The organism is Polaromonas sp. P1_F1 (genome assembly GCF_056405795.1).
Map to the genome: position 1 here is coordinate 522,779 of NZ_JBFUBJ010000003.1, position 16,790 is coordinate 539,568.

Below are 16,790 nucleotides of genomic sequence, written 5' to 3' on the forward strand. Positions count from 1 at the left end.
CAAATAAAGTAGCCATTCAGTGACACCAACCGATCGGTAAAAACACTAGCCCGCTAAAGGAGTTATAGGTTTAAAGAGACCGGATTTCGTCATAGAACGAACAAGATGAAACTGGCCCAAAGCCTCCGCGGCATCAATGTCCCCAAGTCGAGCAAAGTCGATCCGCTCCCAATCAGCTCGCGACACCTTCACTGAAAACAGGTACTCCTCCTGAACCTGCCCGGTCGCTGAACTTACTCGCTGGGAGTACCCTGAAAGCAAGACCTCTTGAGAGGTTGGAATCATTGCGAAAGCTTCGCCAAGGAGCCGAAATCCAATTGAGTGAATATGCTGCGCGTACAGCTTTTGAAGCTGCACTGGCCCGAGCTCCTTAATCGAAAGTCTGTAGCCTCTCTGAGGAACGGTCGCTGTCTTCTTCGGCATGTCCTCCGCCTCTGGAAGATCCACATCAAGCCTGACCGAAGTGCCTGATTCGCTAACTTCAAAAGAAACAAGGGTCTCTCTCGGCCAGCCAATGTCAAGCAGGACATTTCCAAAAAAAGACTCCACGGCCTCTTGCTCACCCCTTTGAACTCTAAAGAACAATTGCCTTCGCTCCTCTTCTAAGGCATCGAATTGGCGCTTGGCCTCTTCCCATTCATTCAACGTCAACTCGTAAGTTGCCATCGCATGACGATGCTCCGCGTTAACTCTTTCCACATTCGATCTAAAAAGTTTGGCAAAGAATCCTAGCGACCGGGGTTTCGGTGTCGTAGGCTTTGGTTCAGGAAACAGTTGCTGTTGAAAATGAGGTGGAGTCCTGGGGTCCGGCGTAGACAAGTGAAGTTGACTGACCGCATCAACCTGGTCGTTGATTCTGTCGCACGCCTGTTGGATCAGGCCGCGGATCGAATCACTTTTCTGTGTCTTTGCGGCGGCTATCAACGCATCTGACGCCGGGTTGCCAGATGAATCTCGGAAGCTGACAGTACCGTCGTCAGCGACTTCAACAGTGAGGCTGACGCGCTCCAAGGGTGCGCTTTGAGGACCTGCTACAGCGCTCCTAGCGCCAGAGGTCAACGATTGCCGAAATGAAAGCCCAGTACCGGGAATGCCAGTATTAAGGAATGTCCCGCGCTTTCCTATTCCAACCGACGCACCCCGAGGGCCCAGCGTCCAACTCGCGCAGCTCCCACTCAAGTTCAACCGTATGCCTGGTGCAAGCTTGATAGATTTTCTGAATCGCATATCCACTCCTCTATGCCCCCGTAACCCCGAATGGCACCTTGAGTCTGCACTTTAGTTTGGTAGCGGGCATCATCTACATGGAGTAGAAGGGAGAGGTATGGGGCTTGTCGGAAACCTTATTCCGCTACAGCCGCAATTCAACATACCGAAGCAGCCCCTCGCAGGCATCCTCCACCAGATCGAGCACATGCTCAAACCCGTCCTTGCCGCCATAGTAAGGATCAGGCACCACCGGGCTGTCATGCTTTAAACAGAACTCCGTCAACCTGCGTACCTTCCCGAGATGTTCAGCCGGACACTCTTCCTGAATCAAGGCCAGGTTGTCCCAGTCCATCGCCAGGATCAAATCGTGGCGCTCAAAATCCGAATCCGAAATTTGCCGAGCCCTCAGGCCTGACAGGTCGTAGCCGCGCTTGACGGCATGGGCTTGCGAGCGTTCGTCGGGCGGGTTACCGGGGTGGTAGTTGTGGGTGCCGGCTGAGTCGACCTGGATTTGATGGGCCAGGCCGCGATCTTTGACTTTTTGCAGGAACACGCCGTGGGCCGTGGGGCTGCGGCAGATGTTGCCCATGCAGACGAAGAGGATGGAGTAGCTGGCGGCCATGGCACCCTGTCAAGGCGTTGTTGGAGGCAACAGGATACGAAACTGGATTAGGTAGGGGGTTTTGACTTGAGCACCGCCCAGATAAGTCGGACCGATAGCCAGGTTGACCCATCTGTCAGGCATGTCAGTAGTGGCAATAAAGGAAGTTATGTAGCTTCCGAACGAAGTACACAAAGACGAAAAGCTTTCCTCCCCCTGGTCTACGGCAGCTCGAATGTTCGCCCCATAGTTGACTTGCAGCTTGTGGCCTGACGGCAGGCAAATTGCAAGCCGGCGTGACTTGGCCTGGGGTCCGGAACTCATGAGGTATCTGCCTCTTAGATCATGCGGCACGACGTAGCCGCGATCCATAACTCCGATTGAATCAGGCTCTGAGGCGAGTGAGTAAAACAGTACCTTGCCGGTCTCGCCTGGCACGGCTGTCTGGCTTGTGATTCGACACTGCTTCTCCCCTCGGTACGCGGTATCAGTGAGAGTGCTTCCCTGATTCTCAAAGTCGCAGGCATATCCCTCTCTGACTTCCAGCACGAAAGGCTGCGATTCGGGCTGGTCTTGCTGTGCAGAGGCCGGCCTGCAAAAGGCCGCCGCCAGCAAACAAAGCGTCAAAATCAATGGATGCATACCGCAGCTTTCATGAAGGGACCTGACTGCCAGGTTGCCTGGATGATAACGACAGCGGCCTCCAAACCATGGTCACGAGGACTATCCATCCACCCCCACCACTAGGCCAGACGGCCCATAGCCACAGGCACTCCATCCGTATACAGTCCATTGACGGAGACAACCATGCAATGCTGATGACCTGCATAGGAGGCCCGCTTCACGGGCTGCAAGTAGGAATTGCCGACGACGCCCTGGTGTATGACGTACAGGGCAGCAGGCCGCGTGCGCGTTATTTGCGGCAGGTGCCGTCGCAGTACTACGATCCCCGGGCCGGCCATGCCGACTCTGTGGCGTTTTTTGCGTTGAGTTCGTTGAGCGGGATGGAGGTGACCGATCTGATCATCGCCCACCTGGAAACTTTTCAGCCCGTGCCGGTTGCGTCAAAGCCGGCCTGACGGCTTCACGGACATCCCAAAAAGCAGGCAGAGAAGTTAGCCCGGCGCTAACCCGGCGTTAACCTGGCGCCATAGGCTGGGTGGCCTGCGCGCCTGGAACTGCCGGATGAGCACGCTGCCCGCGCTCCTGCGTCAGTGCCAGGTGAAGCTGGTGCAAGGCGCCCACACACTCCAACACGGTGGACTGGACCAGCTCCGCGGCCTCGCCGGCCTGCGAGTTGGGTGCTGCTGCGAGTTTTTCACCGACGCTGAGCATGAGCCTGGCCTTGACGGCGCCAAACAGCGCGTCCCAGTCGGCGATCGCGATGTCCAGCGGGTGGTCGGGTGTGAGCGCTTCGAGCTGCCGCTCGGGAAGCGAGGCGAGATGGGCGTCGTCAGCGCCCTCGCCGCCTCCTTTGGCCCAGTCGCGCAGAACATCCAGCGCAGCGGCACTGGTGGCGGGCAGCTCGCATCGGGACTCCTTCATGAGTTCAGGAGAGCTCAGCATGGTCAGCGCCGAGCGCGCCAGCAGCCTGATATTGGGAGGGGGTGAGGAAGCAAGCCGGATCATTTCAGAACCCTCGCTAAAGGAGTTGCATGGCGCTGCAACAGCGGTTGGGCGCTGCGCCTTCAAAGGTTCGCAATATCGCCGTACGCTCCTTTCTAGGCGGCCCTAGGCGATCCGTCCGTGCGGTAACGCACATCGGCCGCAAAAGGTTTTCAGGCCGTGTCGCGGGCCGCAGTTGAGCTGAAACAGGTAAACCGATGCTTTTGCCTGACAGACAGGCCCCCGCCATCCCAAAGCCGCCCCTCAATGCAGCAATTGGGTATAGGTTTTCCGGTCAGCCGCGTAACAGCTGCATGCCGCGGCTTCCAGGCCGCCGCGGTCAAGAACCTTCAATTCACCACGGTGGTATTCGATCAATCCACCGCGCTGCAGCGCGCTGGCGGCCGACGTGATGCCGACGCGGCGCATGCCCAGCATGTAGGCCAGAAATTCGTGCGTCACATGAAAATTGTCGGAATGCGCGCGGTCCTGACTCATCAGCAGCCATCGGGCCAGGCGCTGGCTCGTCAGGTGAAAACGAAGGCAGGCGGCTGATGCGGACTGCTGCGCCATCAAGACATAAAGGTAGCGGTTCAGGCCGCGTTGCAACGAAGCACTGCGCGCCAGCTCGCGCCGGAAAACGGCGGTGCTGATCCGCCAGGACGCCCCCGCGCCCTGCACCACCGCATGCACCGGCGCGGTGACAACGCCCAGCACCAGTTGCGCACCCAGCATGCCTTCACGCCCCACCATGCCAACCTCCACCCCCGGGCTGCCTTCCACCAGGGCCACAAGGGAAATGAAGCTTTCGACCGGGAAATAGACGTAACGTGTGGGTTTGCCGGGTTCGCACAGCACTTCAGCCAGCGACAGCTCGACGGGCTCGCAGACGGCGAGCAGGCGCAGGCGATCCTTGCGAGGGAGAAGCTCAATGAGGTGGTTTTCGACAGGGGCCAAAGCGGCTCTCCGGTGTAGGCGGACCCCGGGGAGTGCCGGGTCACGGACAAGGCCGCGCTACTGTCGTCAGTTCAATTCGGTGCCCCAGTATGCATGAGGTGCTGCCAACGCCACCGTGTGCCAGCGCACACAGCACACAACAGGCCGCACACCGGGATGCTAGGAGGCGAGTTTTTCGGGAAGCAAGCGGTCGTATTCCTTCTTCACCACGGCATAACATTCACAGGTGCGCTGCTCCAGCCCCGGTCGGTCCAGCACCGTGATGCGGCCGCGCGAATAGCGGATCAGCCCGAGGTTTTGCAGCTTGGTCGCGCCTTCGGTCACACCTTCGCGGCGCACGCCCAGCATGTTGGCGATCAGCTCCTGCGTCATCACCAGCTCATTGCTTTGCAACCGGTCGAGGCTGAGGAGCAGCCAGCGGCACAGCTGCTGGTCGAGCGAATGGTGGCGGTTGCACACCGCGGTTTGCGCCATCTGCGTGATCAGTGCCTGGGTGTAGCGCAGCAGCAGGTGCAGCACCGGCGCGCGCTTGAACTCGTCCTTGATCGCCTGCGCCTTGAGGCGAAAGCCCTGGCCGGCGCTTTGCACGACGGCGCGGCTGGGTGTGGACTCCCCGCCCATGAACAGGGAGATACCCACGACGCCTTCATGGCCGACGACGGCAATCTCGGCCGAAGAGCCGTTTTCCATCACATAAAGCAGCGAGACGATGGCCGTGGTGGGAAAGTACACATGGTCCAGTGTGGTGCCCGATTCGTAGAGAACCTGGCCCAGCGGCATGTCGACCCATTCCAGTTGCGGCAGCCAGCGCTGCCACTCTGCGTCTGGCAATGCGGCAAGCAGCTCGTTGTCTTTGGGGTTGGAAGAATGGGCCATCGAGAGACACTCCGGGGCGGATCTGGCTTCGAGTTGGGCCTCTGGCAGAGATCTCGCACCGTCTTCGAAGTATAGGCACTAACGGCCCCCCGGTATGTGCGCTACCGCACAAACGAAAGTTCCCCGGCAAAGTCCACCTCCGGGGCTTTTGTGGGCCTCGGTACTACCGGCTCACCTCTTCAACCGCCTCGGTGGTCTGCAAGGCATGAACGGCGATCTGTTCCGACATGAGCGCCAGTGAGGCCAGCGGGTAGGTGCCGCTGATGATGCCCCTGAAGGCGACTTCTGCGGCCACGGCGTCCTGGCCCAGGCCTTCGGTGGCGGCGATGATGCATTCTTCAATGCCGCCCAGCCCGGCGTCGCCGAACAGGTCTTCGCCTTCATAGGTCACGCGGTATTCGTACTGGGTCTTGTCAAAAGAGTCGATGTTAAAACGGACGATCATGGCGGCTCCTCTCGCGCAACTGCGAATGGTTCAAAAAAATGCTACAAAATCAATAGCTGCTTGCGCACGACCCTATTGGTCTACAGGCCAAAATGACTTAAAACGCCCTGCCCGGCAACACGCCCGCCAGCAAAGCAGGCCGTCAGCAGGTAGCCGCCTGTGGGCGCTTCCCAGTCCAGCATTTCACCGGCGCAGAACACGGGCTGGGGCACAGCAGCCGCAGCACCCAGCTGTAGCTGCGCATTCAGGCCCTCAAACATCACGCCGCCCGCGGTGCTGATGGCTTCATCCAGCGGCCTGGCCGCGGTGACGCGCACCGGCAGCGCCTTGATGCCGGCGACCAAACGCACGGGATCGGCGATGGCGTCCTTGCCCAGCAGCTCGTACAACATGGCGGCCTTGATGCCGTCGAGGTTCAAACGGCTTTTGAGGTGACTGGACAGCGAGCGTGAGCCGCGCGGGTGGCGCACCTCCACCAGCACCTGCTCGGCGGTCTTGGCGGGCAGCAAATCGAGCAGGAAGGTGGCGCTGCCGTGTTCAGCAATCTCGTCACGCAGCAAGGAGGAAGCGGCATAGATCAGGCTGCCTTCGACACCGGTGGCAGTGGCGACAAACTCGCCCTTGCGGCTGAAGCTGCGGCCATGTGAATCGGTGAAGCTGATGGCCACGGACTTGAAAGGCTGGCCGGCAAAGCGGCTGGCGAAGTGCTCTGTCCAGCCGGTGTGCGGCTGTGGGCTTTTACCCATGAGCTCCTGCAGGAATTCGCGACGGGTCTCGCCGGCATCGCCAGCCGCCTCTTCAAGCTGCGCCGGGCTGTCCGCGCGTGCGGCCACGTCGAAGCCGCAGTTGGACGGCAGCAACGGCGCTATTACCACGCCGCGTGCGGCCAGCAGCGGCACCCAGGCGCCGTCAGAGCCCAGCCGGGCCCAACTGCCGCCACCCAGGGCCAGCACCACGGCGTCGGCGTGTGCCAGCACCTCGCCGGCCGGCGTTGCAAACTTCAGCGCTCCGTCATCGGCCCAGCCCAGCCAGCGGTGCCGCATGGAAAACTGCACGCCGGCCAGGCGAAGGCGGTGCAGCCAGGCGCGCAGCAGCGGCGCCGCCTTCATGTCTTTGGGGAACACGCGGCCCGAGCTGCCGATAAAGGTTTCCACGCCCAGCGCTTCTGCCCAGGCACGCAGCTCGGCCGGGCCGAACGCGGCCAGCAACGGCTGCAGCTGTGCAGCGCGCTCGCCATAGCGGCTCAGAAAAGCCTCGGGTGCTTCGGAATGCGTGAGGTTGAGCCCGCCCTTGCCGGCCAGCAAAAACTTGCGCCCCACCGAAGGCATGGCGTCATACACCTCGACCTTCACGGCGGCACCGGCGGTAGCCAGCACCTCGGCGGCCATCAGGCCGGCGGGCCCGCCGCCGATCACGGCAACACGCAGGGGGCCGGCAGGCGGCGGTTTCACGGGAGAGGCTGAATCGTTCAAAAGGTGTTCCGTCTGCTCGCGGGGGCGAGCCAGGGTGAAATTGGAGAAATCAGGGCCAAACAGCCACTGCCTTCCTGAAAGGCATCAAAAATAGCGCTTCGCAGGCGAATGTGTTTGCTCTGTTTTTGATAGCTGCTTGCGCCCGACCCTATTGGCCTACAGAGCTAAATCGCTTAAAAATAGGGGCCAGGTACAGGTTAGGCGCCGATGGGCGGCATGCGCCAATTATCACAGGCCGCACCTTGCCGGCCCACGCGCTGTGCATTACATGGGCGGCGCAAAACCATCGCGGCCGACGATGACGCGCAGCGCGGTCGGCTTGCCGGCTTTTTCCTGCGCCGTGATCATCACCTTGGCACCCGGCACCAGCAAGGCGTTTTCATCGGCCTTGCCGGGCTTGAAGGACACCACCGGCACATCCGGCGGAACAATCACGGTTTTCTCGCCGTCCTTGTAGCGCAGCGTAAGCTTTTGCCCGCCGGGCACCGACGTTGGCGCCGCCGCCAGGTCGGCCACGGTGGCGTTGGTCATGGTGCTGTCGGGCCGCAAATCCCAGGGGCGGTGGCCCTCGCCGGCGCCGCGCGCGGCTTCGGGGAACACCAGCACCTCCAGTGCCAGCTGGCTGCCGTCGGGCTGCGGCATGCCGGCGGTGCCGATGTAGCTGCCGGGCTTGATGTCAGCGAGCGACAGCGGGTACACCTCGGACACGTCCATCTCGGCCGGGCGCACCAGCGTGATCACTTCGCCGCTGCGTTCCCTGATGGTGAGGCTGGTCGCATCGACTTTTTCAATCGTCGCGCGCAGGCGCACCGTGGGATTGGCAGGTGCTGGGGTTTGCGCCCATGCCAGTGGCAGGACAGCCAGGAAGGCTAGCGAAGCGGCAAGTTGCTTGAACATGATGTTTCTTTCTTCAGGTCGGCGAATAACACGGGGTAGAGCGTGAGCCGTGTGAGATCAGTCCACCTCGACCACAGTTCCCCGCCCTGTCAGAAAAGCCGCCTTCACCGGCGCGCCGGGGTATATCAGCTGCACCGCCGCACGGTAGTCCTGCAGCTGCGCCACCAGCGCGGGCTGCAGCTCCGGCGCCACGGCGGATTTGTAGTCGAGCACCCACCAGTGGCCTTCGTGGCCGGCGTCCTTGCGCTGCACCAGGCGGTCCAGCCGCAAGTCTTTCCCGGCGTAGACAAGGCCGACTTCGTTGCCTTGCCAGGCCACGGCTTGCGGGTTCCAGGCCCAGGCGCCCTCACCCGCCAGAATGCGCCTGGCCAGCGCAGCCGCCTCAGCCGCCTGCGCCGGGCTGAGGCGAAACTCGCGCGCCGCGGCCTTCACTTGTTCCGCCGACAGCGCACCGCCCCATTCCAGCAGGCGGTGCATGGCTTTGCCGATGCGCGCCTTGAGCGAATCTTCATCAACGCGCACCGCAGCGGGCTCGGAAATCGCCATGACCTCGGGCAGTTCAGGCAACTCGGGCAGGTAGAACACGCCCGCGTCGGCCGCATCGAGATGGACGGCTGCAGACTCATCCGCGACCGGCGCAGGCAGCTCGCCCACCAGTGCGTGCAGGCGCTGCCACCAGCTTTCGGTCGTCACGCGGTGCGGCTCTATCGATGAAATGACCAGCGTATGGCGGGCACGCGTCAGCGCCACATAGAGGGCGTTGAGCTCTTCCCGCTTGCGGGCGGCCTGCTCGCTGGCCAGCGTGTCGGCGGCGCAGGCCGGCGGGCGGCTTTCGCTGACCAGGAAGACGAACTTGCGTGGTTCGGTCGCCTCGCCGGGCCAGTCAACCAGCACGCCCATGCTGTCTGCGTTGCGCTCGACCGTGTCGGTGTCCAGCAGCAGCACGGCTTCGGCTTCAAGGCCCTTGGCGCCGTGGATGGTCAGCAGCCGGACCGCCTCGCTGCTGACAGCTGCCGGCGCCTGGGTGCCGCCGGCCTTGAGCGCGCGCACAAAACCATAAGGCGTGGCGTAACGCCCGCCGTCGAGTGCCAGCGACACACCCAGCAGCGCGCGCAGGTTGGCCAGCACCGCGCTGCGCTGCGCCGCCGGGGCGGCAGCGCCAAAACGCGCCAGCACATCGCCGTCGTCGTAAATGCCCTGCAGCGCATCGTGTGGCGGCAAACGGTCCAGCCAGCTTTTCCATTTGGTCAAAATGGGCCCCAGCCCTTTCAAATCGGACGCAAGCAGCTCCTCTTTTTGTAGCAGGCTGTACCAGGGCTGATGGTGCTCGCGCTGCAGCAGCGCCAGCTGCACCAGGCAATCGTCAGCCAGCCCGAACAGCGGCGAGCGCAGCGCGCGCGCCAATGAAAGGTCGTGCTGCGGCGACACCAGCACGTCGAGCAGCGCCACCACGTCCTGCACTTCGCAGCAGTCGATCAGCTCGGTTTTCTCGCCCACCTGCGCAGGGATGTGCAGCGCGCGCAGCTCGTCCTGCAGCGGCAGCAGGCCGGCGCGCTTGCGCGAGAGAACCATCACGTCCTGCGGCCTGAGGCCACCGGCTACCTGTTCTGAAATCCAGGCAGCGGCCTGGCGCGCCTCGCGCGTGCGCAGGGTTTCCTCGGGCAACTCACGCGGCGTGGTCAGGCTGTCACGCCAGCCGGCGGCCAGCGGCGAGGCTTCCTCTTCGTCCTTGTTGCGTGCAATGGGCGGAAGCCGGCCCACGGCGCCGGCGAGGCCTGAAGCCGTGGTGTGTTCGCGAAAACCGTCATAGCCGTCGGCCTCCCGTGCCATGGCCATGGCCGAGTTGACGGTGTCGATCACGGCCTCAGCGTTGCGCCGCGTATGGTCGCAGCTGAGCAAGTCACCGCCCAGGCCGTGCACCACAAAAGCCTGCGCAGCGCGGAACACCTGCGGCTCGGCACGGCGGAAGCGGTAAATGCTCTGCTTGGGGTCGCCCACCAGAAACACGCTGGGGGCGGTGCCCGCACCCGAGTATCCGATGAGCCAGGCATACAGGGCCTGCCACTGCAGCGGGTTGGTGTCCTGGAATTCGTCAATCATCAGGTGGCGGATGCGCGCGTCCAGCCGCTCCTGCACCCAGCCCGACAGCACGGGGTCAGCCAGCATCAACAGCGCGGCGCGCTCGACATCATTCATGTCGACCCAGCCGCGGTCGCGCTTCAAGGCGGTGAACTGGGCGATCAGCACACGCGTCAGCCGCGCCATGCGCTGCTGGTACAGCCAGGCATCGTGCTGCTGGCGGGCTGCCACCACGCGCAGCACCAGATCCTGCGCAATGCGCACCTGTTCGATGCCGACGATTTTTTCGCCGAACTTGCGCGGCGTGCCCTTCTCGGTCAGCAGGGCCGCAATGGCCGCCGGGAAGTCTCCGGCCGTCAACGCCTGCTCCAGTTCCACGCCTTTGGCCGAAAAAGTCGGCGCGCTCGCGCGGCCCAGCGCGATGGCGGCGTCCCTCAAGGTTTGCCGGTGAAAACGGTTGGTGCTGAGCAGCTCTTCGGGTTCATCAAGGCCGCCAAATTCAGTGAACTGTGCACTGAAGGCTTGTACCGAGGCGTCGATCACGCCTTTTTCATCAGCCAGCGTGAACTCGGTGCGCTTGTCGAGCGCGGCTTGCAAGGCCTTGTCGGCCTGGAAACGCCCATACGCCAGCACCACCGCCTCAAAGTCAGCCTTGAGTGACGCGTCAACCGCGACGGCCGCATAAAACCGCCGCCACACCAGCGCGCGTGCCGGCGCATCGTCTTCCAGCAGCTCGTAGTTCACCGGCAGCTCCAGGCGCTGCAGCACCGCCACCGGCGCACTGCGCAGCAAGGCTGCAAACCAGCTGTGAAAGGTACGAATCTGCACCGAGCGGCCGCTGGCCAGAATGGAGCGATATAAATTTGATAGCTGCTCGCGCAAGGCCTGTGCGGACTTCAGGCCTTTTTGGCTTGAAAAATCGACCCTGACGCCGCGCATTTCCAGCTCGCGCTGCAGGGTGGCGTCGTCGGCGTGGGCAAAGGCCTTGAGCCAGTCATCCAGACGCTCGCGCATTTCACCGGCAGCCTTTTTGGTGAAGGTGATCGCCAGAATCTCGTGCGGCAGCACCTGCTGCCCCGGTGCGGCCGTGGCCCCGTCCAGCAAGGCCCGCACGATGCGTGACACCAGCATCCAGGTCTTGCCGGCGCCGGCGCAGGCTTCCACCGCCACGCTGCGCCGCGGGTCGCAGGCGATGGCGTAGAAGGCATCGGCGGAGAGCGGCTCGCCGTTGCATTCGTAGGCGGCGGCGTGAGCGATGTGGGTTTGGCCGGGAGCGGTCATTGGCTCATCCCCCGCGCAGTTTCTTCGTCTGGATTCCAGAAGTCCTTCCGGCATAACCCGCGGGCCGCGCAATAGTCGCACGCCTTGCCCTCCCCTAATGCCGGCAGCGCCGCCCCGCGCGAGATGCGCGCCATGTCGGTCAAAATGCTGTCGATGAGCTCGTCGCGCAAGCCGACGATCTCGGCTTGCTCATAGGTCTTGGTCGGCTCTTTTTCGCCGAGGTTGACGTAGGCCGCGGCCAGCGTGTCGTCGCTCATCAGGGCGGCATAAAAGGCAAGCTGGGTGTCTTCATGGCCGTTCTTGATGCGTTCGGCCGTGGTCGTGCGCGGCTCGGTCTTGTAGTCGATCACCAGGGCGTGCCCGTCAGGCTGGCGATCAACGCGGTCGAGCTGGCCGAGCAGCGTGAGCGTGCCGACAGGCACTTCGCGCCAGACTTCGGCTTCGTCGAAGACCGCGCCGGTGGCTTCGTGGTCGGCCAGCCATTTCAGATAGCCCTCGCGCACACCGGGCCAGGCCGCGGCAAAGGGCAAAAACTCGCTGTCGCTGAGCGCCAGCTCTTGCGTGGCGCGCTCCGCTGCTATGTTTAGCATAGCTACCCGCGCTGATAGATCGGGGGTTGGTGCCGCTTTGAGTGCCTCATGGAAATGCCGCAGCAGGCTGTGCAGCCAGTTGCCGAAGTCGCGCTTGCCCAACTCGCTTTCGAGCTCTTCGGGCTCCTGCAGCCTAAGCTGACGCAGCGCAAAAAAGCGGTAGGGGCAACGCCGCAGGTCTTCGTACGCGCTGGCAGAAAGCCGGATGACGGGCAAGGCCTCGCCGGTCGGGAAGGGATACGGCGTCGGCTGGGTTGCCACGGCACGCAGGCTGCGGGGGTCGGTGGCCATGCGCTGTACTGCTTCCTCGTCCTGGTCCAGCAGCAGCTCCTGCACAAAGCCGCTGGGGATCAGGTGTTCGCCGGATTCACTGGTGCGCCAGAGCACATCGAGATGCGGCATGTGCAGGGCATAGTGCCAGGCCTGGCGCTGGGCAGCGGCAAGCACTTCCCGCGACGGCAGGCCCAGCAGCTCGCGTTGGCCGGGCGTCCAGGGACCGGGAGGTTCTGGTGACACCGGCAGGCGGATTTCATCGCAGCCGGGCAGCACCACGGCCTGCATGGGGCGGCCCAGCAGCTGCGGCAGCGGCAGTATGACCACCTGCTCCGCGGGCGGATGCGCCGGGGAAAACTTGCCGCCCTCCAGCGCCTGATTGGCCCACTGCGTGAAGTCATGCAGCCGCATCACCGGCGATGCTTCGAATTCGGTCTCGGCGCCTTCGTGCAGGCGCAGCACGTCCAGCACCGTCTGCCCGGCTTCGTCCTGCGCCAGTGCGTCCCACTGCCCCGCCGACTGCAAAAGGGTGCGCAGGTCGCGCAGCCACATCGCCAGCGGGCGGGCACGGCTGAAAGGGCTGCGCAATGCGTTCACCTCGCGCGCCAACGGGCCTGTTGCCGCAAAGGCTGGCGGCAAGATGGCGTCTTCCGCAAAGTCCGGCAGGTCGCGCCAGGCGCGCACGCCGGTCTTGCGCAACTCAGTCTCGGCGGCGGTGACCAGCGCGGCGTCAAACGCCGGTGCGTTTTTCAGCCAGTCCAGCACGGCATCCGTCGACGCGTCCCAGGGCATGGCGCGCAGCAGGCTCATCAGAGCGGCGGCGGCGCGAGTGGTTGAAAGCTTCCAGCCGGTTTCATCGCGCATGGCGATGCCGCGCTCAGCGAGCATGGCGCCGACACGGCGTGTGAGTTGCCGGTCCTGCGCAATCAGCGCAACCGGGCTGCGGCCTTGCGCCAGATGCGCCAGCACGCAGGCGGCGGCGCGGCCCGCTTCGTCTTCGGCGTCTTGCGCAATGTGCAGCGCGGGCGGTGCCGAGGGCTCTTCGAGTGAGACGCACAGCGGGATGGAAACCGACCGGTCGCCGAAGTGCGCCTTGAGGGCCTCGGTAAGCGGGTCGGCCTGAAAGCCTTCCAGCACGGCGAGCAGCTGAGGTTTCGCCTGGAAAAGGCGGTCCGTGGGATAGGCGGACGCCGCCGCCCAGGCCAGCGCAATGCGCCCCACGGCAGCTTCGAGGGCCAGCACCGGCGAATCCAGGCCTGCTCCCAGCGTTAGCGCCAAGCGCTCGCTCCAGGCGCGGCGAGCGGCCGGCACGACGGCTGCGGCCACACCGGCCAGGCTCCACGCCGCTTCAACCAGCCGGCCCGCCAGCGCATCCTGCTGGGCGCCCAGGCCCGCGCGGCCCAGCAGCGATGCGGCTGTGAGCATGTCGACCGCCACATCCATGCGCAAATCGTCGCCTGAAGGCACATACGAGCCGAGCGTGCCGCCCAGGCCGCTGGCCCAGTTCATGGTGGTTTCAAAGCGGGGAACAAAAAATGTCTCGCCTGCCTGCGCAGCCCAGGCGCGGCGCGCCTGCTGGATCAGCTGGGCATAGGGCAGCAGCACCACGGCTTCTGCGGGATGGACGCCGCGCGCCTGCATCGCTTCTGCAAGCCGGCCCATGGCCTGGTGCCAGCACAGCGCATCAGGCGCGGACCATGCGGCATCAGAGGTTGGAACGGGTGGCATACAGAGGTTGGGGAAAAGAGGTTGGCAAGAAAGAAATGGGGCCGGAAGCCGCAAATTGAATAATCTCTATCGGCGCCATAGCCCCCGCGCGCCCGACCCGGCCACTTGCTTTCTGCCACAATGACTACAACTTTAGCCGTACCGTATCGTAACCATCCTAAACAGACAAAGGAGCCGCCATGGCGAGCGAACTGATCAAACATACCACCGATGCCACTTTCGAAGCCGACGTGCTGCAAGCCTCCAAACCCGTGCTGGTGGACTACTGGGCTGAATGGTGCGGTCCGTGCAAGATGATCGCGCCGATTCTGGACGAAGTGGCCACCGGTTACGACGGCCGCCTGCAGATCGCCAAGATGAACGTCGACGAAAACCGCGACATTCCCGCCAAGTTCGGTATCCGCGGCATCCCCACCCTGATGCTGTTCAAGGACGGCCAGCTGGCCGCCACCAAGGTCGGCGCCATGAGCAAGGCCCAGCTGACCGCCTTCATTGACCAGCAACTGGCCTGAGGTTTTTCGCGCTGGAAGGGAAGCACGGCGCACCGCCGCTTCCCGACCGGCGCAGGTCCCCCGGCCGCTGGCCGGACGCAGGAAAAATGCCTTGATTTCCTGCATGAATTTCCTGTCATAATGTGCTTTATTCACCAGACGGCACTCGCTGCCTGGTTCGAGTTCCCGGTTTGTAAGCCATCTTCTGCGGCTTCTTTTCAAACCTCCCCCGTTTCCATCAATGAACTCCGCAAGGAGTAACTCCATGCACTTAAACGAACTCAAGGCACTGCACGTGTCTGAAGTCCTCAAGCAGGCCGAAGCCCTTGAGATCGAAAACGTCGGCCGTATGCGCAAGCAGGAGCTGATGTTCGCCATCATCAAAAAACGTGCAAAAACCGGTGAGACCATCGTGGCCGACGGCGTGCTGGAAGTGCTGCCCGACGGTTTCGGTTTCCTCCGTGCTCCGGATTCAAGCTACACGGCCAGCACCGACGACATCTACATCAGCCCCAGCCAGATTCGCCGCTTCAACCTGCACACCGGCGACATGATTGAAGGCGAAGTGCGCACCCCCAAGGATGGCGAGCGCTACTTTGCCCTGAACAAGCTCGACAAGGTCAACGACGGCCTGCCTGAAGACAACAAGCACAAGGTCATGTTCGAGAACTTGACCCCGCTGTTCCCACGCGAGCAGTTCAAGCTCGAACGCGACATCAAGGGCGAAGAGAACCTGACCAGCCGCATCATCGACATCGTCGCGCCTATCGGCAAAGGCCAGCGCGCCCTGCTGGTCGCACCGCCCAAGTCCGGCAAGACCGTGATGATGCAGAACATCGCCCACGCCATTACCGCCAACTACCCTGAAGTGGTCATGATGGTGCTGCTGGTGGACGAGCGCCCTGAAGAAGTGACCGAAATGCAGCGCAGCGTGCGCGGCGAAGTGATCTCCTCCACTTTTGACGAACCCGCCGCACGCCACGTGCATGTGGCCGAAATGGTGATCGAACGCGCCAAGCGCCTGGTTGAACTCGGCAAGGACGTCGTTATCCTGCTGGACTCCATCACCCGCCTGGCCCGCGCCTACAACAACGTGTTGCCTTCATCGGGCAAAGTGCTGACCGGCGGTGTGGACGCCAACGCACTGCAGCGCCCCAAGCGCTTCTTCGGTGCGGCCCGCAATATTGAAGAAGGCGGCAGCCTGACCATCATCGGCACCGCGCTGGTAGACACCGGCAGCCGCATGGACGAAGTGATCTTTGAAGAATTCAAGGGCACCGGCAACTGCGAAATCCACCTGGACCGCCGCCTGTACGAAAAACGCGTGTTCCCGGCAATTCACCTCAACCGCAGCGGCACCCGCAAGGAAGAGCTGTTACTTGCACCCGAAATCCTCCAAAAGTCGCGAATTTTGCGTCAATTCATGTACAACATGGATGAAATCGAATCCATGGAGCTGATGCTCAAGAACATGAAAGCGACGAAGAACAACCACGAATTCTTCGACATGATGAGGCGGGGCGGCTAGAACGTGGCCCCCACGGTCGCTCACTTCGTGTAGCTTCCTGCCCCCCGAGGGGGCCGCCCGCCTGCGGTCTGGCAAAGCCAGTCCCGCGGCTCATACTGGATTGAAGATCCAGGGCGCAACCAGTGGGGTATTTACCAGCGGGGGCCGAGGGTCCGGCTTCGCCGGCCCAAGGCGCCGCCCCTTGAGGGGGGAACAAGTTACACGCAGTGAACTTGGACGGGGGTGCTATAATGTGCGGCTTAGCGGAAAGTGCCCAGGACTGGCTTGGTGTGGCTCCCGCAACGAATAAGGAAAGATCATGAAAGAAGGCATTCACCCCAACTACCGCGAAGTTTGTTTCCTGGACCTGTCCAACAACTTCAAGTTCGTCACCCGCTCCTGCGTGAACACCAAAGAAATGGTGAAGATGGACGACGGTCGCGAACTGCCCCTGTACAAGCTCGATACGTCCAGCGAATCGCACCCTTTTTACACCGGCACACAAAAATCCGTGGACAACATGGGTGGCCGCGTCGAGAAATTCCGCAACCGTTTCGGCAAGACCGCAGCCAAAGAGGCCGCACCCGAAGCTGCGAAGTAAGCTGCCGGATAAGCTGCGAAAAAACTTTCGCCAGCCTGCAAAAAAGCAGCCTGAAATTCAGGCTGCTTTTTTTTCGGCAAAATTTGCCAGGTTACGCGATGTGCCTCAGGCTGGTTTGACGCAGAATCACCCGTAGCCAGGACTGAACGACCCGACAGCAGCCGCGCTCCCTTTCGAT

General features: G+C 62.7%; 15 protein-coding genes. 4 read left to right on the forward strand and 11 right to left on the reverse strand.

The window, feature by feature from the left end:
• Positions 1-45: 45 nt before the first annotated feature.
• From AC1DZE_RS11785 to AC1DZE_RS11795, 3 genes are all read right to left on the reverse strand, one after another.
• Complete coding sequence (locus tag AC1DZE_RS11785) at positions 46-1,227, reverse strand: DUF4236 domain-containing protein (protein ID WP_477700073.1); 1,182 nt, start codon at positions 1,225-1,227, stop codon at positions 46-48.
• A gap of 124 nt (positions 1,228-1,351) precedes the next feature.
• On the reverse strand, positions 1,352-1,831 hold the full coding sequence (locus tag AC1DZE_RS11790) for a low molecular weight protein-tyrosine-phosphatase (RefSeq protein ID WP_477700074.1): 480 nt from the start codon (positions 1,829-1,831) through the stop codon (positions 1,352-1,354).
• 9 nt (positions 1,832-1,840) lie between these two features.
• On the reverse strand, positions 1,841-2,452 hold the full coding sequence (locus AC1DZE_RS11795; protein WP_477700075.1) for a hypothetical protein: 612 nt from the start codon (positions 2,450-2,452) through the stop codon (positions 1,841-1,843).
• Between the two features lie 176 nt (positions 2,453-2,628).
• Between AC1DZE_RS11795 and AC1DZE_RS11800 the strand changes: the two genes are divergently transcribed.
• Positions 2,629-2,889, forward strand: a complete 261-nt coding sequence (locus AC1DZE_RS11800; RefSeq protein WP_477686522.1) for a hypothetical protein — start codon at positions 2,629-2,631, stop codon at positions 2,887-2,889.
• Positions 2,890-2,947: 58 nt separating this feature from the next.
• On the opposite strand, the gene AC1DZE_RS11805 is transcribed toward AC1DZE_RS11800, so the two are convergent.
• The 8 genes from AC1DZE_RS11805 to AC1DZE_RS11840 all read right to left on the reverse strand — a co-directional run bounded on the left by AC1DZE_RS11805 (position 2,948) and on the right by AC1DZE_RS11840 (position 14,013).
• Positions 2,948-3,376 (reverse strand): hypothetical protein, encoded by a 429-nt coding sequence (locus AC1DZE_RS11805; RefSeq protein ID WP_477700076.1) that lies wholly within the window; start codon positions 3,374-3,376, stop codon positions 2,948-2,950.
• Positions 3,377-3,679: 303 nt separating this feature from the next.
• Complete coding sequence (locus AC1DZE_RS11810) at positions 3,680-4,372, reverse strand: Crp/Fnr family transcriptional regulator (protein WP_477670877.1); 693 nt, start codon at positions 4,370-4,372, stop codon at positions 3,680-3,682.
• Positions 4,373-4,531: 159 nt separating this feature from the next.
• The gene (locus AC1DZE_RS11815) at positions 4,532-5,248 is read right to left on the reverse strand and encodes a Crp/Fnr family transcriptional regulator (RefSeq protein ID WP_477700077.1); all 717 of its coding nucleotides are present in this window, start codon (positions 5,246-5,248) and stop codon (positions 4,532-4,534) included.
• Between the two features lie 163 nt (positions 5,249-5,411).
• On the reverse strand, positions 5,412-5,693 hold the full coding sequence (locus AC1DZE_RS11820) for a hypothetical protein (RefSeq protein ID WP_477673176.1): 282 nt from the start codon (positions 5,691-5,693) through the stop codon (positions 5,412-5,414).
• Positions 5,694-5,773: 80 nt separating this feature from the next.
• Entirely contained in the window at positions 5,774-7,165 is a 1,392-nt protein-coding gene (locus AC1DZE_RS11825; RefSeq protein WP_477673177.1) for a TIGR03862 family flavoprotein, read from the reverse strand.
• 264 nt (positions 7,166-7,429) lie between these two features.
• The gene (locus tag AC1DZE_RS11830) at positions 7,430-8,062 is read right to left on the reverse strand and encodes a hypothetical protein (protein WP_477673178.1); all 633 of its coding nucleotides are present in this window, start codon (positions 8,060-8,062) and stop codon (positions 7,430-7,432) included.
• A 57-nt stretch (positions 8,063-8,119) separates the two neighbouring features.
• Entirely contained in the window at positions 8,120-11,422 is a 3,303-nt protein-coding gene (locus tag AC1DZE_RS11835) for a UvrD-helicase domain-containing protein (protein WP_477700078.1), read from the reverse strand.
• Positions 11,419-14,013: a PD-(D/E)XK nuclease family protein gene (locus tag AC1DZE_RS11840; protein ID WP_477700079.1), complete on the reverse strand. Its 2,595-nt coding sequence runs from the start codon at positions 14,011-14,013 to the stop codon at positions 11,419-11,421. The genes AC1DZE_RS11835 and AC1DZE_RS11840 overlap by 4 nt, the downstream gene beginning before the upstream one ends.
• A gap of 179 nt (positions 14,014-14,192) precedes the next feature.
• Here AC1DZE_RS11840 and trxA point away from each other — a divergent pair, with 179 nt between their 5' ends.
• The 3 genes from trxA to AC1DZE_RS11855 all read left to right on the forward strand — a co-directional run bounded on the left by trxA (position 14,193) and on the right by AC1DZE_RS11855 (position 16,612).
• Positions 14,193-14,525, forward strand: a complete 333-nt coding sequence (gene trxA / locus AC1DZE_RS11845) for a thioredoxin TrxA (RefSeq protein ID WP_077594529.1) — start codon at positions 14,193-14,195, stop codon at positions 14,523-14,525.
• Between the two features lie 244 nt (positions 14,526-14,769).
• Positions 14,770-16,032, forward strand: coding sequence for a transcription termination factor Rho (gene rho, locus AC1DZE_RS11850; RefSeq protein ID WP_348050341.1), 1,263 nt, complete (start codon positions 14,770-14,772; stop codon positions 16,030-16,032).
• Positions 16,033-16,330: 298 nt separating this feature from the next.
• Positions 16,331-16,612, forward strand: a complete 282-nt coding sequence (locus AC1DZE_RS11855; protein ID WP_457278651.1) for a type B 50S ribosomal protein L31 — start codon at positions 16,331-16,333, stop codon at positions 16,610-16,612.
• Positions 16,613-16,790 lie beyond the last annotated feature (178 nt).

Coding starts and splice junctions, on each gene's coding strand:
- AC1DZE_RS11795 (WP_477700075.1), bottom strand. CDS start 2,452: ATGCATCCATTGATTTTGACGCTTTGTTTGCTGGCGGCGGCCTTTTGC.
- AC1DZE_RS11800 (WP_477686522.1), top strand. CDS start 2,629: ATGACCTGCATAGGAGGCCCGCTTCACGGGCTGCAAGTAGGAATTGCC.
- AC1DZE_RS11855 (WP_457278651.1), top strand. CDS start 16,331: ATGAAAGAAGGCATTCACCCCAACTACCGCGAAGTTTGTTTCCTGGAC.
- trxA (WP_077594529.1), top strand. CDS start 14,193: ATGGCGAGCGAACTGATCAAACATACCACCGATGCCACTTTCGAAGCC.
- AC1DZE_RS11830 (WP_477673178.1), bottom strand. CDS start 8,062: ATGTTCAAGCAACTTGCCGCTTCGCTAGCCTTCCTGGCTGTCCTGCCA.
- rho (WP_348050341.1), top strand. CDS start 14,770: ATGCACTTAAACGAACTCAAGGCACTGCACGTGTCTGAAGTCCTCAAG.
- AC1DZE_RS11815 (WP_477700077.1), bottom strand. CDS start 5,248: ATGGCCCATTCTTCCAACCCCAAAGACAACGAGCTGCTTGCCGCATTG.
- AC1DZE_RS11790 (WP_477700074.1), bottom strand. CDS start 1,831: ATGGCCGCCAGCTACTCCATCCTCTTCGTCTGCATGGGCAACATCTGC.
- AC1DZE_RS11820 (WP_477673176.1), bottom strand. CDS start 5,693: ATGATCGTCCGTTTTAACATCGACTCTTTTGACAAGACCCAGTACGAA.
- AC1DZE_RS11835 (WP_477700078.1), bottom strand. CDS start 11,422: ATGACCGCTCCCGGCCAAACCCACATCGCTCACGCCGCCGCCTACGAA.
- AC1DZE_RS11805 (WP_477700076.1), bottom strand. CDS start 3,376: ATGCTGAGCTCTCCTGAACTCATGAAGGAGTCCCGATGCGAGCTGCCC.
- AC1DZE_RS11840 (WP_477700079.1), bottom strand. CDS start 14,013: ATGCCACCCGTTCCAACCTCTGATGCCGCATGGTCCGCGCCTGATGCG.
- AC1DZE_RS11785 (WP_477700073.1), bottom strand. CDS start 1,227: ATGCGATTCAGAAAATCTATCAAGCTTGCACCAGGCATACGGTTGAAC.